This is a genomic window from Nocardia sp. Root136 (assembly GCF_001427185.1).
GTDB classification, from domain to species: Bacteria; Actinomycetota; Actinomycetes; order Mycobacteriales; family Mycobacteriaceae; genus Nocardia; species Nocardia salmonicida.
Map to the genome: position 1 here is coordinate 153,675 of NZ_LMFE01000010.1, position 14,685 is coordinate 168,359.

Here is a 14,685-nt window from a genome sequence, read left to right on the forward strand (position 1 = left end):
GAGCCGACAGATAGGGATAAACCGCAGTTCAGGAGGGGAAGTGGGGCGGGTGGGGCTCGAACCCACGACCAGCGGATTATGAGTCCGCGGCTCTAACCGACTGAGCTACCGCCCCTCGCCGCGGGGGTCTCCGCGGGCGAGTCGCATGGTACCCGGCGGAGTGCGGGGTTGACCACTTGGCGCGGTGGTCGTGTCGGGCCGGATACAGGAACGGCGATCGGGGCGCGGCTTCCGAGGAAGACGCGGCGACCGATCGCCGTTGTGTGCTACACCCAAGGGTAAGGGTTACGAGCGCTCGGCTCGTTGGCCTCCCCGCACTCGAACATCGCGGTCGCGACGTTCGATGTTGCCCCCTGGGTTGCTGGCCAACTTGATCACTCCTATTACCAACAACAGAACCGCAGCTATCACTGCGACGATAATCAGTCCCTGCACGGAACATAACTTAACGTGTATTCCGTTGCGGCGCACAATAAGTTACACTGACGCGCCGATCGTCAACAAGGTACGACCAAGGGCGGAGCGGTCTTCGATCGCCGCGTGAGCCCGCCGCACCTCCTCGATCGGGAAGGTCTGCCCGATAACGACTTCGAGCGAGCCCGTAGCTACCGCTTCCTGAGCGCGGGCAGTGATGCCGACCCAATCGACGTCGCCGCCGACGATATCGAACAGGCCGAGTACCGTGACGTGGCGCGCGACCGCCGCATCGGTGTCACCCTGTGCGAAATCCCCTGCGGCGGAACCGTATCCGAGGAAGAGACCCTTGTCGGATGCGGCGACCATCGCAGCGCCACCGATGGCGCCACCCGCGCCGTCGAACACGACCGACGCTCCCCCGCCGGTGATCTCGCGGACTTGCTGCTCCCAGCCCTCGGCGGAGTAGTCGACCACCGCTGCAGCGCCCAATCGTGTTGCCAGCGCCAGCTTTTCCGGACCGCGGGCCGCGGCCACAACCTGCGCGCCGGCCGCGACGGACAGTTGGATGAGCAGGGTGCCGAGTCCACCCGCGGCGGCGGTGATCAACACCCACGAATTCGGTTGCACCGCAGCCCTGTCGAAGACAGCAAGAGCGGTGCGGCCGTCATGGGCGAGGCCGACAGCCTGCTCGGTGGTGAGCCCGTCGGGGATCTCGGTCAGAGTGGCGGCCTTGGCCAGGGATTTCTCGGCGTATCCGCCGATGGGCAAACCCCCGCCGATGCCGCTCGCCGCGGTCTGGGTGACGACGCGCTTGCCGATCCAGCCGGGATCGACCTCGGCGCCGACCGCGCTCACCACGCCACCGATCGCACCACCGGGGACGTAGGGCAGACTCAGCGGGAAGAAGTCCTGACCCCATCCGCTGCGCAGCCGGGTGTCGAGGAACATCACGTCGGCGACCTCGACGTCGACGACCACTTCGGCCGAATCCGGTTGCGGTACGGGGAATTCCAGCACTTCCAGGACCTCTGGCCCGCCGAATTCCTTGACCTGCACTGCACGCATGGCGACTCCTTCGTGACGTTGACCGAACGAGTCAAGGATGAAACCTCGAGCCGAGTTCAGGTCAAGGACACTAGGACGTACGTCACACGACTAGGAACCGCCACCGCAGCTGCTACTGCTCCCACCCCCGCAGCTGCTGCTACTCCCGCCGGAACAGCTGCTGCTACTTCCGCCGGAACAGCTACTGCTGCTCCCACCACCGCAGCCATTGTTCGAACCGCCGCCGCAGCCACTGTTCGAACCCCCACCGCAGCCACCGGACGGACTGCCCGGATCCCACGGCTGACTCGAAGTCCCGTCGACGTATCCGGTCACCCCGGCCGACCCGGCCACCCATCGCCGATCCAGCGGGGGCGCACCCTGCGACCGAATCGACCGCTGAATCAGCCACACGATGGTCGTCACCACCGCGCCGATACACACCACTATGAAACCGAGCAGCAGCATTATCACCATGCCCGCAGGCTAACGCCCGAACCCGCCCGCGGCACCCCCACCGCCAGTGGCCTTACAGTGAATTGTGGCGTTCTCTTTCCTCCGGCCCGGCACACGGCAAGTCGACCTCCCCACCGTCGACCGCACCGTCGCCGCCCTGCGTCTACCCGATGCGATCTTCAAGACCTCGCCCTGGCAACCTCGCGAACTCGTGGAAACCGGTCTGCGCCAATGGTTACGGTGCTGTGGAGCCGCCATTCGCGACGACCAGGTGATCGGCATGCCCTCGCACGCGGTCGACGAGGCGTGGCACGGCTTCATTCTCTGCACCCAGCTCTACGCGAGCTTCTGCGAGCAGGCTTACGGACGTTTCCTGCACCATTTCCCGGAGGGCGTCGGGGAGAGCACGCAGAATCACGGCACCATGGTCGAACAACTGGGCCGCACCGTGGTCGCCTGGTCGCTGGTGGCGCGACCGGACGAAGAGTGCGTGCTGTGGGACCTGGACCGCAAGGTCGGCGTCGAGGACCCATGGGGCGTGGACGCCCGGCACGTTGCCGCCGTGGAGGAGCAACTGCGCCGGGCGTAGCCGACTCAGACCAGCTTCATCCGGCGGGCGGCGAACCGCACCGCGCCGGGTGCGATCCGGTTGATCCGATACTGCACCCACGATTCCGGCGTCACCGGCACGATGTCGCGCCCGGTCCGCACCGCCTTCACGATCTGCGCCGCCACCCGGTCGGGGGTGTAACCGCGCCGCTCGTAGAGCTTGTCGAACTTCTGCTGCGCGGCCGCCTCCTCCTGTGCGGAGACACCCGAGATGCGGGTGGTGGCGACGATATTCGTATGCACGATGCCCGGGCACACGGTCGACACCGAGATGCCGCGGTCGGCGAGTTCGGCCCGCAGGCAGTCGGAGAACATGAACACCGCCGACTTACTGGTGGCATAGGCCGCCATGTCGCGCTGCGGGCTGTAGGCGGCCATGCTGGACAGGTTCACGATGTGCCCGCCGAGCCCACGATCGGCCATCGCCGCGCCGAAAGCCCGGCAGCCGTTGACGACACCGCCGAGGTTGATCCGCAGCACGCGGTCGAACTCCTCCGACGGAGTGTCGAGGAACCCGCCGGCCTGACCGACACCGGCATTGTTGACCAGCACATCGGGCACGCCGTGCGCGGCGATCACCATGTCGGCGTGCGCGCGAACCGCGTCCTCGTTCGACACATCGAGCGGATAGTAGTGCGCCACACCACCTTCCGATGCGACGAGCTCGGCGGTGGCCTTGGCGGCGAGCTCGTTGACATCGGAGACCACCACTTCGGCACCGAGCCGCGCGAAGGCCAGTGCGGTCTCCCGGCCGATGCCACTACCCGCACCGGTGACGACAACCAGCTTGTGCTCGAATTCCCTGCGCGCAGTGCCCACTTCGGCCCTGGCCAGTCCGCGCGAGATCCCCGCACCGTCGAGCGCGTCGATCAGCTCGGTGGTCGCGGTCGCGAGGAGCTCCGGATGCGAGAACGGCATCCAGTGCCCGGCGGGAACGTCTCGACGCCAGAGCCGGTCGGTCCATTTGCTCGAATCGTCGTAGCCCGCGGGCCGCACGGCGACATCGCGTCCGGCCACGATCAACTGCACCGGCACCTCGGTGTGGCGCTCGCGCGGGGACAGCATCCTGGCCACGATGTTGGCGCGATAGATGAGCAGCCCGTCGACCATGTCGCGGCGGAAGGTCGGGCCGAGCTTCACATTGGCGGCGGGGGTGTCGTTCATGAGGGAAACCGCGCGCTGCCACACCTTTTCGGTGCCGATGGCGTTGAACGTGGCGCGCGGAAGCCCGGGAGTCATGAAGAAGAAGGTGTAGGCCGAGGAGGCGAGCTGGGTCATCGGCTGCCACACATTGCGCAGGGTGGGACGGGAGAGCCGGTCGCGCACCCAGCTGGACAGGTGGTCGAGGTTGGGGCCGGAGACCGAGGTGAACGAGGCGACGCGCGCGGTGGCCTGCGGCTCGCACACCGCTTCCCACACCTGCACCGAACCCCAGTCGTGGGCGAGTACGTGCACGGGACGGTCGGGGCTCACCACGTCGATCACGGCGTAGAAGTCGCGCGCGAGTTCGTCGAGACGGAAGTCGTCGGTGCGCTGGGTGCGGGTGGATTCACCGTGGCCACGGGTGTCGTAGGCGACCACGTGGAAGCGCTCGGTGAGCAGCGGAATCACCCTGTCCCACAGGTGATGGGTGTCGGGCCAGCCGTGCACGAGCACGATGGTGTCGGCGGTCGGGTCGCCGTATTCGAACACGGCGATGTCGAAATCACCGCTGCGGACGGTGCGCTGGTTCGCAGGCTGCGGGCTGTCGTTCGTCATGATCTGTCGGACTCCCTGTCCACTGAGTTGTCCCCGAAAAGGTTCACAGGTCGAGCACCAATCGCTCACCGCGGGAACGGGATACACACGCGAGCATGGCGCCCTCGGCACGATCGGCAGCGGAGAGCACGGTCTCGCGATGGTCCGGTTCGCCGGAGCGGACCCGCACCACGCAGGTGCCGCAGAAACCCTGCCTGCACGAATAGGGCTGGTCGGGGCGCGTATCGAGAATGGTGTCGAGCACGGTGCGGTCGGCATCGACGGTGACCACCTCGCCGCTGGAGGCGAATTCGATCTCGAACGGCGTGCCGTCGACGACCGGCGGCGGCGAGAACCGCTCGAAATGCAGCTCCACTTCGGGCATCTCGCGCACCGCAGTGACGATCGCCGAGGTCATCGGGGTCGGGCCGCACGCGTAGACGGCGGTGCCGGGATCGACGCCGGTCAGCAGATCCGCCGCGACGGGCAGACCGTGTTCGTCATCGGTGCGCACGACGACATTCGCGCCGAAACTCTCGATCTCGGCCAGGAAGGGGATGGTGTCGCGGCTGCGTCCGCTGTAGACCAGCGTCCACGGCACACCCAACCGATGCGCGAGCCGGGCCATCGGCAGAATCGGCGTGATGCCGATGCCACCGGCGATCAAATGCAGTCGCCGCGAGGGCGATCCGTGCCCCGGCACCGCGAACGGGAAGGCATTGCGTGGCCCGCGGACCACCAATCGACTGCCGACCGGTAGTGCGTCGTGCACCTCGATCGAGCCGCCACCGCCGCCGGGAATCCGGCGCACCGCGACCCGGTAGGCGCGTTGGTACGCGGGGTCGCCGCACAGCGAGTACTGCCGCAGCCTGCCCGACGGCAATTCGAGGTCGAGGTGCGCGCCGGGCCGCCAGCGCGGCAGGACTCGGCCGTCGGGCGCCTCGAGGCGCAGGCTCACCACGTCCTGGTCGTGTGCTTCGATCCGGCGTTCGGTCACCACCACGGGCAGGCGGCGGTCGTCGACGCGCGGTCGCAGATCATTGCGGTTGACCAGCGCGGTCCAGCGCAGCCGGGCGGTCGCGACGGCATCGATGATCCTGATCGCCGGGTCGTGACGACGCTTGCCGTAAAGGTCGGCCGGGATGTCGTGAGTGGTCACGACGCGGCCGCGCGGGCACCCGGCGAAGCGGCCAGGTAGGCGATGGCCTGCGCCGTGGAGCCGACCGATTGTGGGTTGTATCCGGGCTGGAAGGTCGACAGCGCACTCACCAGCAACGACGGAACGCCGGGCAGCGCACCACGCCACATCGCCGCGAACACCCCGCCGAGCAGCCGCGTATAGCCCCGATCGGACAGCTGCGGGTCCTGCTGCACGAGGAAGCGCGCCCCACGCACCAACACCACGAGGAAGATCGGGAAAACCAGCGTCATCGCCGCGCAGCGGCGCACGTACCCGACCCCGAAGTACTCCGCGACATCGTGGGCGACATTGCGATGCTCGACCTCTTCGGCACCGTGCCAGCGGAACAGGTCGACCATTCGCGGGTCGGCGCCGAACTTCTCCAGGTCGGCGTTGAGAATCCAGTCGCCGAGCCAGGCGAAGAAATGCTCGAGGCAGGCGATGAAGGCGAGCCGTTCCACCAGCATCTGGCGGCCGACGCGATCGTCGCCGCGGGCTCCGAGCGAGATGCGGAACAGGTATTCCATCTGCCGCAGGTAGGGGTCCGCGTCGACGCCGTGCGCGGTGAAGACCTCCTCGAGCACCTTGCCGTGGGTCTGCGCGTGCATGGACTCCTGGCCGATGAAACCGAGCATGTCCTCGCGCAGCTTCTCGTCCTTGACGTAGGGCAACGCCTCGCGATAGGTCTCGATGAACATGCGCTCACCCTCGGGCAGCAGCATGTTCAGCGCGCTGATCAGATGACTGGCGATGGGTTCGGCGGACATCCACTGCAGGTCGACGCCGGACCAGTCGAAGGTGACATTGCGCGCGTGCAACGCCACCACGCCCGGATCGATCTCCGGACTTTCTCTTCCCCAAGGAAATAGCTTCATCGGTACTCCTCGATCAACCGCGCACGGTTACCCGCGCACCAGGTCGCGCCGTTGCGTCCTACTCGGTAGCTCCGATGATACAACTATCCATAACTTTACGTAACACCTAAATTCGTCAAGCGGCTTCACCGAAGATCGCCAGCGCGACCGGCACCGCCACCAACGCCGCGCATATCACGGCGTTGACGACCTTGTACTCGACCAAAATCCCGACGTATTCGCGCAGGACGGCGCTGGGGAGGTAGTAGCGTGCCGTCGGGGCGCCGACGGCCTGGGCGTCGAGCCCGACCTGACGGGCGAGCACAGCGGTCCGCAGGACATGGAAATTGCTGGTGACCAGCAGGATGCGCCTGTCGATCCCGCGCCGGGCGAGCAGTTCCCGGCTGAACAGGAGGTTCTCGCGGGTGGTCGTCGAGCGGTCCTCCCGCAGGATCTCGTCGTCGCGGACACCGTGCTCGACCAGGTAGTCGGCCATCGCGGCACTTTCGGCGACCCTCTCGTCGGAACCCTTGCCGCCACTGGTGACCAGCAGCGGCGACGGGCCGTGCGCGGCGCGCCAGATGCCGAGCGCGCGGTCGAGCCTGCTCGCCAGCAGCGGCGGGACCCGGTCACCGAGCAGGCCGGAGCCGTGCACGACGATCGCGACGGCGTCGTCGGTACGGGTCACCCCGCCGTAGACGACCGAGTACAACAGGAACGCGACCAGTACGAAGCCGAGATAGGCGGCGACGAGCACGACCGCCAGCAGCAACACGCCGAACACCGCCCCCTCGGCGATCACCGCCATCAGCAACAACACATACGGAACCAGCAGCGCGAAGCCGAGACCGAGGGACAGTAGATTTGCCAGGCGTACGCCCTCGCGGCGCAACATCACCACGCCGTTGAGCATCAACAGCCCTGCCAGGGCGAACACCAGCAGCGGCGACAGCGCGAGCGCGAAGAAGACCAGAGTTCCCAGGGCGGCTCCTTCGACGCCCGAACCGATCAGTGCGGCGCCGACACACAGAATTCCGAGCAGCAGCAACACTCCGTTGCTGAATCGGCGCCGCTCCTGACGGAAACACAGCGCGAAAACACCGAGCAGAACCACACCTATCGCCAGCAAGATCACCAGCCCACCCTAGTGAGCACGGGGCTCGCAGCGATCGCCAGTCCTCGACGGGTGGCCTGAGCGAAACACGAAAATGGACTCAACCAGCTAATAACAAGCAATCATCGCTCGGCGGTGAACCGTCGTTTCAGCAGTACGCCAGGATTCCACCGGCGTCCGCGACCTCGCGTCAGCGGGTAGCAGGCGAACCCGATGGCGGCCGCGCTCGCGTGCCCGATATCGGTGAACGTGCGGTTGAGGAAGATCGGCGGAACCACCACCGCGAGCACCCCGAGCACGTACCCCCAGCGCCACGGCGCCACGAACCGGTAGGCGAGCACCGCGGCGACACCGGCCAACGCGTAGCTGACGCCCACATCGAGGATGTACATCGCCCGTTCGGGCGCGTCCTCGCTACGGATCGCCCACAGCACCACGCCCTGGCTGAGATAGGTGGCGCCCACGTGCGCGAGCACGACGACCACGAGCCAGCGTAGGGTGCCGAGCCAGCGTTCGGCATTGGCGTGAAAGATCGTGAACAGCACCGCGTAGGCGAGCCATCCGCTGCCGTCGGTCCAGAACGCGCTGGTGATCAGCACGCGCACGGGATCTTGGCCGAGGTGGTGCAGGTTCGTCGACCGGTGATCGAGCCATTGCCTGGCTTCCTCCGGCGGGAGCAGATCGATGATCACCGTGGTCACGGCGAGAGCGGCCAGCCACAGGTAGGTACCGGGCGCGCTGCGGATCCACCGCCACCCGCGGTTCGCCATCCTGCTCGGTGCGCCCACCAGAACAGTGTGCCAGGCATGGATTGCCACAGTATTGCTGTGGACTCCTGTTTCCTCGGCGAATCTGCGGGTAGGCGGCCATCAGAGTCGACATCCCGATCGGAGGAGGAGCAGGTCATGCCCCAGCAAGCGTGGAGCGACAAGCGCGAACGGCAGTACAAGGACATCAAGAAATCGGAACGCGAGCGTGGCCGCGGCGAGAAACGCGCCGAGGAGATCGCCGCGCGGACGGTGAACAAGACTCGCGCCCAGCACGGCGAGACGAAGGGTTCGGGCGGCCAACGGTCCCAGGGCAGCGGCAAGACCCGCGATCAGCTCTACGAAGAAGCCCGTCGCCGCAATATCGACGGCCGCTCCAAGATGAACAAGCAGGAATTGGCCAACGCTCTCGGCCGCAGCTGACCCCACTGCGAAAGGTGCGCCATGCAGCTCGGATTCAAGTTGGCGGCCGAGGCTTTCGGCCCGAAAGAGCTTGTTCGACAGGCAGTTCGGGCCGAAGCGGCCGGTTTCGACTTCGTCGAGATGAGCGACCACTTCCACCCGTGGCTCGATAATCAAGGCCACTCACCGTTCGCGTGGACCGTCCTGGGAACGATCGCGGCCCACACCGAGCAGATCGGGCTGGCTACCGGCGTGACCTGCCCGATCATCCGCTATCACCCGGCGATCATCGCTCAGGCCGCCGCCACCACGGCGCTGCTGTCCGACGGGCGGTTCACCCTGGGAATCGGTTCGGGCGAGCGGCTCAACGAACACATTGTGGGCCATGAGTTTCCGCCGGTGGCGATCCGGCAGCGGATGTTGCGCGAGGCGCTCGAGATCATCCGATTGCTGTGGCGCGGCGGTTACCGCAGCTACTACGGCGAGTTCCTGGACCTGTCGGACGCGCGGGTATTCGATCTGCCGGAGACCCTGCCGGTTATCGCGGTGGCCGCGGGTGGGCCCAGCGCGGCGAAGATCGCCGGCGAACTCGGCGACGGGTTGTTCGCCACCGAGCCGGATCCCGAACTCGTGCGGACCTTTCAGCAGGAGGGTGGCTCGGGCCCACGCTATGTCGAAGTGGGTGTCGCCTTCGCCGAGACCGATCGCGAGGGCGCCGAAGCCGCGCTGTCGACGAACCGGTGGTCGACCGGGGGCTGGAAGGTGATGAGCGAGCTGCCCAATCCCGCGAACTTCGCCGCCGCCTCGAGCACCGTGCGAGTCGACGACATGCTCGAATCCTTTGTCTGCGGCAATGATCCGAAACGCTACGTCGAGGCGGTACGCAAGGCCACCGACGCGGGCTTCGATCATGTGGTGCTGATGAACGCGGGAGCCGACATGGACGCGTTCCTCGACTTCTACAGCAGCGAACTCGCGCCCCTGTTGCGTTCGGAGATCTGACCCGCGCTCCGGAGGGAGGCAGGCCGAATGACCATGCACGTCGGCACGTCCGGCTGGCAGTACCGCGACTGGCGCGACGTGCTGTACCCGCAGGGCATGCCCGTGCGGCAGTGGCTCGAGCACTATGCGCAGGAGTTCGCGACGGTGGAGTCGAACAGCGCGTTCTATCGGTTGCCGAGCCGGGAGAACTTCGCCGCATGGCGGGAGCGCACGCCCGCGGGCTTCGTGATGGCGGTGAAGGCGAGCCGCTACCTGACCCACATCAAGCGATTGCGGGATCCGGCCGAACCGGTGCGGCGCCTGCTCGACAGGACCGAGGGGCTGGGCGAGCGTCTCGGTCCGATCCTGCTCCAGCTGCCACCGACCCTGCGCGCGGACACTGATCTGCTCGACGACTGTCTGCGCTGCTTCCCCGACTCGGTGCGAGTGGCGGTGGAACCGCGCCACGAATCGTGGTGGACAGACGAGACCCGCGCCGTCCTCCGATCCCATCGCGCCGCGCTTACGTGGGCGGACCGCGATTCCCGGCCGATCACACCGCTGTGGCGGACCACCGACTGGGCCTATCTACGTCTGCACGCGGGCCGCGCTACTCCCCTGCCGTCCTACGGCAAGCAGGCGTTGAGCGGCTGGGCACATCGGCTGCTCGACACCTGGTCACCCGACGCCGACAGCTACGTCTATTTCAACAACGATCACGGCGGCGCGGCGGTGCGTGACGCCGTGACCTTCGCCCACCTGGCCGCGGGCGCGGGCGCGGATGCGACTCGAGTGCCCGAAGTACACGCGACCGCAGGATAAACAGCGAACCCCGCCTCGAGGCCGCGCGATCGAGGATCCGTCGCGCGGTCGGAAGCGGGGTCGACCGGATGTCACCAGCCGGGATCGGTGTCCAGGGGGACGTTGATCCAGCTCGGGCGGGACGGGTCCAGCTCCAGGTGCTGGGTGCGGAGGCCGCTTTCGTTCAGCAACGGGCGCAGCGGGATTCCGCTGGGGAAGTTGCTCGCGAAGACGTCGACGCGCAGGCGGTGGCCGGGCAGCAGGACACCGTCGGTGGCGCGGACGCCGATGTCGATCGTCGTCGGCTCGCCGGGCACGATCGGCTGACGGGTGTCCAGGGTGAGGTACGGGTACGGGTCGGTGTAGTCGCCGTTCGGTGAGCGGGTCGCCTTGGGCTCGTCGACCGTGCGCAACGAAGCCGTCAGCTGCCCCTGCGACCAGACCGTCGAAGTACCGTCGGGCGCTACATCGTTCACCGTCACCGTCCAGTAGCCGTCGGTGGCGTCGAGCACGGTGTTCAGGTGTGCGGCGATCGGCCCGGAGATCCTCGTCGGCTGCGAGACCGGCGCCGTGGTGAAGGTGAGCGCGGCCCCTTCACTGATCCGGGCGTCCTTCGAACAGACGTCGGGGAGCGGAACCAATCCGGCCGTGCCCTGTGCGGCATCACGCGCGCAGATGGTGGTCAGGCTCGGGTCCACCGAGAGACGCTGTGCTGCACCGGGAGCAGTGCGCAGGCTGCCGTCGTGGCGAGCGCCCGGCGCGGTGCCGGAGGAGGCCGCGTCGAGGTACATCCGCCGATGCTGCATGCCGGGTCGAGGGAAGGCGACGTCGGTGGTCCACTGCTTACTTCCCTGCTGCCACAACGTGACCGGGTCGTAGCGATCGATGCCGTTGTCGATTCCCTTGAGCCACTTGTCGAACCACGCGCGCTGCAACGATTCCAGCGGGGCGGGCGCACCCGGCTGACCGAGACCCGAGCTCACCGTCACGTGGTAGACGTCGTCCATGATGAGCTTCTTCTGCTCGGCGGGCACGTTCACCGCGTTGTAGATGCGCGGGGTGGAGTAGGTGAAGATGTCGTGCCAGCCGCCGTAGAGGAAGGTCGGCACCTGCACCTGTTCGGGCGCGCCGACCCAGGCGGTCCGCAGCGGGCTCTCGTCGTCGAGGATCGAGGCCATCTCCGGCGGGATCTGCTCGATGTTCGGGGTGGTCAGTGCGGCGATGAGCACGTTGAAGAAGGTGAACGGATCAGTCACCCGGTCGCGCAGCCAGACCCAGTCGAATTTCCCGTTCAGCATCGACATCAGGTCGGGCAGCAGCTTCGCGCCGTCGACGGCGAGCAGCCAGGCCGGGATGAACCCGATCCCGAGCGCACCACCGGGGGCCGCGACATCGCGGATCAGGTCGCTACCCGGCACGACCGGGAAGATCGCCTTGAGCGCCTCGGGATGACGCTGCGCGGTTTGCAGCTGGTTGATCCCCGAATAGGAGATGCCGCTCATCCCGATCTTGCCGTCGGACCAGCCCTGTTTCGCCGCCCAGTCGACGACTTCCACGCCGTCGATCTGCTCGCGTTCACCGAACACCTGCCAGGTGCCCTGCGAGAAACCGGTGCCGCGCACGTCGACGACCACCTGGGTGTAACCGCCGCGGATCAGGTTCCGGTCGACGCCGAAGGTGCGCGCCGCGCCGCCGGGCAGCGCGTGCATGATGTCGCTGAGGCTGCTGAAACCGAACGGCGTGAAGTCCAGGTTCTGCAGCACCGGCATCAGCAGGTCCGACAGGCCGGGCACCGCGAGCGCCGAGTCGGCGAGGTTGGAGACCAGCTTGGTGTAGGGCGTCATGTTGACGATGGTGGGCGTCGGCTCCGCGACGGGCTGACCGTCCGCACCGGCGGGGTGATAGACGTTGGCTTTCAATACGGTGCCGTCACTCATCGTGATCGGCACGTCCCACTCGATGAAGACGTTGGGGTACTGCTGCGGCCCGTTGTGGGTGGCGACGAACTGCGCGTCGAGACCCTCGGCGTTCGGCGATGCCTGCCCGAGCGGCGCGGATGCGACGGCGCCCGCCAAGACGACGACGGACGCGGCCAGCGCGGCCAGTCGCCCACGATGTTTGATCATGCTTCGGTTCAGCCCTCCACCATCGGGAACCACAACGTTCCCGTACCGGGAAGTAACGTAGCGTGGGTCACGTTCGATCGCAAGAACATGTTCTGGGCGATCCAAAATCAAGCGCCCGCGCGCACCCTGCCGCGGCCGCCTGAAACAATTGACACTGTGACAGCGTCCGAACTCGACGACGGTCGCCGCTACCGCGGCGCCGCACCGGGGCAACGTCAACAGGAACGCCGCGCTCGGCTGATCGAAGCGGCTACCGAGGCCTTCGGCGTCGACGGTTACCGCAACACCACGGTCACCACGATCTGCGCGGCGGCCGGCGTCGGCAAACGCTACTTCTACGAATCTTTCACCGATAGTGAAGATCTGCTGCTCGAGGTGTATCGCGAGACGGCCGCCAGGATGATCGAGGCGATCCATACCGGGCTCAGTGATCCCGGCGCCGACGTCGATACCCAGGTGCGCGTCGGCCTGACCGCGTACTTCCAGCTCATCCGCGACGACCCACGGGTTCCCCGGATCGCGTTCTTCGAGATCCTCGGTGTGAGCCCCGCGGTCGACCGGGCCTACTACGGCGTTCTCGACGCCTTGGTCGACATCTGCATGGCCCTGGTCACCCCGCATGTCGACCTGGAAACCCATCCCGCCGTCAGTGTGCGCACGGTGCTGTTCGGACTGGTCGGCGCCATCGTGATCATCGCCCAGAAGTGGGTGCTCGACGAATACCGCCAACCGCTGACCGATGTCGTCGAAAGCGGGTGTCTGGTGATCAGCGCGGTACTGACGCGAATCGGACCGGATGGCAAGGCGACCCGCTCTGTCGAGCGCGGCGCGAACTGACCGTCAGAGTCCCGAGGTGAATTCGGCGAATCGCCGGGCGATCCGCTCGGGGTATTCACCGTTGATCGCGTGCGACGCGTCCGGCCAGACCTCCACCTGCGCGCCGGGGATCAGGCGTGCCGTTGCGGCTGCCTTCGCCGAGTCGTGGACGATGCTGCGGCCCGCGAACAGGGCGAGAGTCGGCACCGTGAGTCCCCGCAACTGGTCCTCGGTGGGGCGCGCCAGCAACGGCTGCGCGCCCCGGTAGTCCTTCATTCCGGAGGCGATCAGTCGACCTTCCGGCACCGACTCGTCGACCGGGACGCCACCGGAGATCCAGCTCAGCAGCTTGTTGCGCAGACTCGCGGGCATCATCGGGATCGCGCTGCCGAGCGACACGACGATCATCTTCCAGCTCAACGACGCGAAGGTATTGGCCGGATCGAGCAGGGTGATCGAGGTCGTGCACTCAGGCCGGTGCAGCGCGGTCTGCACGGCCAGGTTCGCGCCGATACTCACGCCGAGCAGGTGCGCACGCGGAACACCCAGTCCCGCAATCGTTTCCGCTATCCATTCCGCCTGGTCGGCCCCGTCGGTCAGCTCGCGGCGCTGGGTGCTCGCGCCCGGCTCGCCGATGCTGTCGACCGACCACACCGTGCGCCGCTCCGCCAGACTCGCCAGGTTCGACCGCCACATCGGCGTCGAGGCCTGGCGTCCGGACAGGAGCACGACGGGAACGTCACCGCCGGGTCCGAATCGATACGCGCGGACCGGTCCGAAGGGGGTCGCGATCGCGGCCATCGCATCGGGTTTCGGCAGCAGCGCCATGCCGTCCACGTAGGCGGCGGCGAATCGGTCGAAGCCCCGCTGATCGGGGAAGTATCCGACCTTGCCCGTGGGTCGACCGATCGTGGGATCCAGGAACAACGAGTCCTCGGCCATGGGGCGAGGATAGCTGTCGGAGGTCCACGTCGAAGGCGGCCATCGCGCCTGTTCTCTGGCGGTGACGCCAGAACTCCGGCACCTGCGCTATCCGGCCACCGTCGCCGAACCCCTTCGACGCGACGAAAAGTAGGCAACGACCCGTTGATCGACGTCGTCTCCGGGTAACCCTGGAATATGACTACTCACGAGAACCGCCAACTCGACGAGGTCATCGAGCGGTTGATCATTCGGTACCCGACCATCGCGCCCGCCGAACTCGAAGACATCGTGCACCACGTGTACGACGCGTTCGGCAAGGTACACATCCGCGACTATGTTCCGTTGCTCGTCGAGCACCACGTCAAGGAAGAACTCGGCCCGCCGACGGGCGAGATCCCACCCATCCCGGACTGATCGGGCGCACGGCACCGCTAGCGTTGGCGTCGATACGTCAACC

Annotated in this window: 14 protein-coding genes and 1 tRNA gene; 6 read left to right on the top strand and 9 right to left on the bottom strand. The window is 67.0% G+C overall.

Annotated features, from left to right (window positions below; all coding sequences use genetic code 11):
* Nucleotides 1-41: 41 nt before the first annotated feature.
* Nucleotides 42-115: transfer RNA gene (locus ASD42_RS25630), tRNA-Ile, on the bottom strand.
* A gap of 362 nt (nucleotides 116-477) precedes the next feature.
* Nucleotides 478-1,482, bottom strand: a complete 1,005-nt coding sequence (locus ASD42_RS25635; RefSeq protein ID WP_056821245.1) for a zinc-binding dehydrogenase — start codon at nucleotides 1,480-1,482, stop codon at nucleotides 478-480.
* A 520-nt stretch (nucleotides 1,483-2,002) separates the two neighbouring features.
* On the opposite strand from ASD42_RS25635, the gene ASD42_RS25640 reads away from it, so the two are divergent.
* Nucleotides 2,003-2,506 (top strand): hypothetical protein, encoded by a 504-nt coding sequence (locus tag ASD42_RS25640; protein ID WP_056821246.1) that lies wholly within the window; start codon nucleotides 2,003-2,005, stop codon nucleotides 2,504-2,506.
* A 5-nt stretch (nucleotides 2,507-2,511) separates the two neighbouring features.
* Here ASD42_RS25640 and ASD42_RS25645 read toward each other — a convergent pair whose 3' ends face one another.
* From ASD42_RS25645 to ASD42_RS25665, 5 genes are all read right to left on the bottom strand, one after another.
* Entirely contained in the window at nucleotides 2,512-4,284 is a 1,773-nt protein-coding gene (locus ASD42_RS25645) for an SDR family oxidoreductase (protein ID WP_056821247.1), read from the bottom strand.
* A gap of 43 nt (nucleotides 4,285-4,327) precedes the next feature.
* Nucleotides 4,328-5,422 carry a PDR/VanB family oxidoreductase gene (locus ASD42_RS25650; RefSeq protein WP_056821248.1) on the bottom strand — a complete coding sequence of 365 codons (1,095 nt, stop codon included), beginning with the start codon at nucleotides 5,420-5,422 and terminating at the stop codon, nucleotides 4,328-4,330.
* A complete protein-coding gene (locus ASD42_RS25655; RefSeq protein WP_056821249.1) occupies nucleotides 5,419-6,318 on the bottom strand; it encodes a metal-dependent hydrolase in 900 nt (299 codons plus the stop codon). The genes ASD42_RS25650 and ASD42_RS25655 overlap by 4 nt, the downstream gene beginning before the upstream one ends.
* 115 nt (nucleotides 6,319-6,433) lie before the next feature.
* Nucleotides 6,434-7,432: a YdcF family protein gene (locus ASD42_RS25660; RefSeq protein WP_056821251.1), complete on the bottom strand. Its 999-nt coding sequence runs from the start codon at nucleotides 7,430-7,432 to the stop codon at nucleotides 6,434-6,436.
* Nucleotides 7,433-7,533: 101 nt separating this feature from the next.
* On the bottom strand, nucleotides 7,534-8,199 hold the full coding sequence (locus ASD42_RS25665; protein WP_327153527.1) for a rhomboid-like protein: 666 nt from the start codon (nucleotides 8,197-8,199) through the stop codon (nucleotides 7,534-7,536).
* Nucleotides 8,200-8,316: 117 nt separating this feature from the next.
* On the opposite strand from ASD42_RS25665, the gene ASD42_RS25670 reads away from it, so the two are divergent.
* From ASD42_RS25670 to ASD42_RS25680, 3 genes are read left to right on the top strand one after another with little or no spacing between them, the layout of a single operon-like run.
* Complete coding sequence (locus ASD42_RS25670; RefSeq protein WP_056821252.1) at nucleotides 8,317-8,601, top strand: plasmid stabilization protein; 285 nt, start codon at nucleotides 8,317-8,319, stop codon at nucleotides 8,599-8,601.
* A 21-nt stretch (nucleotides 8,602-8,622) separates the two neighbouring features.
* Nucleotides 8,623-9,582, top strand: coding sequence for a TIGR03557 family F420-dependent LLM class oxidoreductase (locus ASD42_RS25675; RefSeq protein WP_056821253.1), 960 nt, complete (start codon nucleotides 8,623-8,625; stop codon nucleotides 9,580-9,582).
* Between the two features lie 27 nt (nucleotides 9,583-9,609).
* Nucleotides 9,610-10,383 carry a DUF72 domain-containing protein gene (locus tag ASD42_RS25680; RefSeq protein WP_056821254.1) on the top strand — a complete coding sequence of 258 codons (774 nt, stop codon included), beginning with the start codon at nucleotides 9,610-9,612 and terminating at the stop codon, nucleotides 10,381-10,383.
* A 71-nt stretch (nucleotides 10,384-10,454) separates the two neighbouring features.
* Here the strand turns inward: ASD42_RS25680 and ASD42_RS25685 are convergent, their stop codons facing one another.
* On the bottom strand, nucleotides 10,455-12,488 hold the full coding sequence (locus ASD42_RS25685; protein ID WP_056821255.1) for a CocE/NonD family hydrolase: 2,034 nt from the start codon (nucleotides 12,486-12,488) through the stop codon (nucleotides 10,455-10,457).
* A gap of 156 nt (nucleotides 12,489-12,644) precedes the next feature.
* On the opposite strand from ASD42_RS25685, the gene ASD42_RS25690 reads away from it, so the two are divergent.
* On the top strand, nucleotides 12,645-13,325 hold the full coding sequence (locus tag ASD42_RS25690) for a TetR/AcrR family transcriptional regulator (RefSeq protein WP_056821256.1): 681 nt from the start codon (nucleotides 12,645-12,647) through the stop codon (nucleotides 13,323-13,325).
* 3 nt (nucleotides 13,326-13,328) lie between these two features.
* Here ASD42_RS25690 and ASD42_RS25695 read toward each other — a convergent pair whose 3' ends face one another.
* Complete coding sequence (locus ASD42_RS25695; protein WP_056821257.1) at nucleotides 13,329-14,246, bottom strand: alpha/beta fold hydrolase; 918 nt, start codon at nucleotides 14,244-14,246, stop codon at nucleotides 13,329-13,331.
* 177 nt (nucleotides 14,247-14,423) lie between these two features.
* Between ASD42_RS25695 and ASD42_RS25700 the strand changes: the two genes are divergently transcribed.
* Nucleotides 14,424-14,642, top strand: coding sequence for a three-helix bundle dimerization domain-containing protein (locus ASD42_RS25700; RefSeq protein ID WP_056821259.1), 219 nt, complete (start codon nucleotides 14,424-14,426; stop codon nucleotides 14,640-14,642).
* Nucleotides 14,643-14,685: the final 43 nt, after the last annotated feature.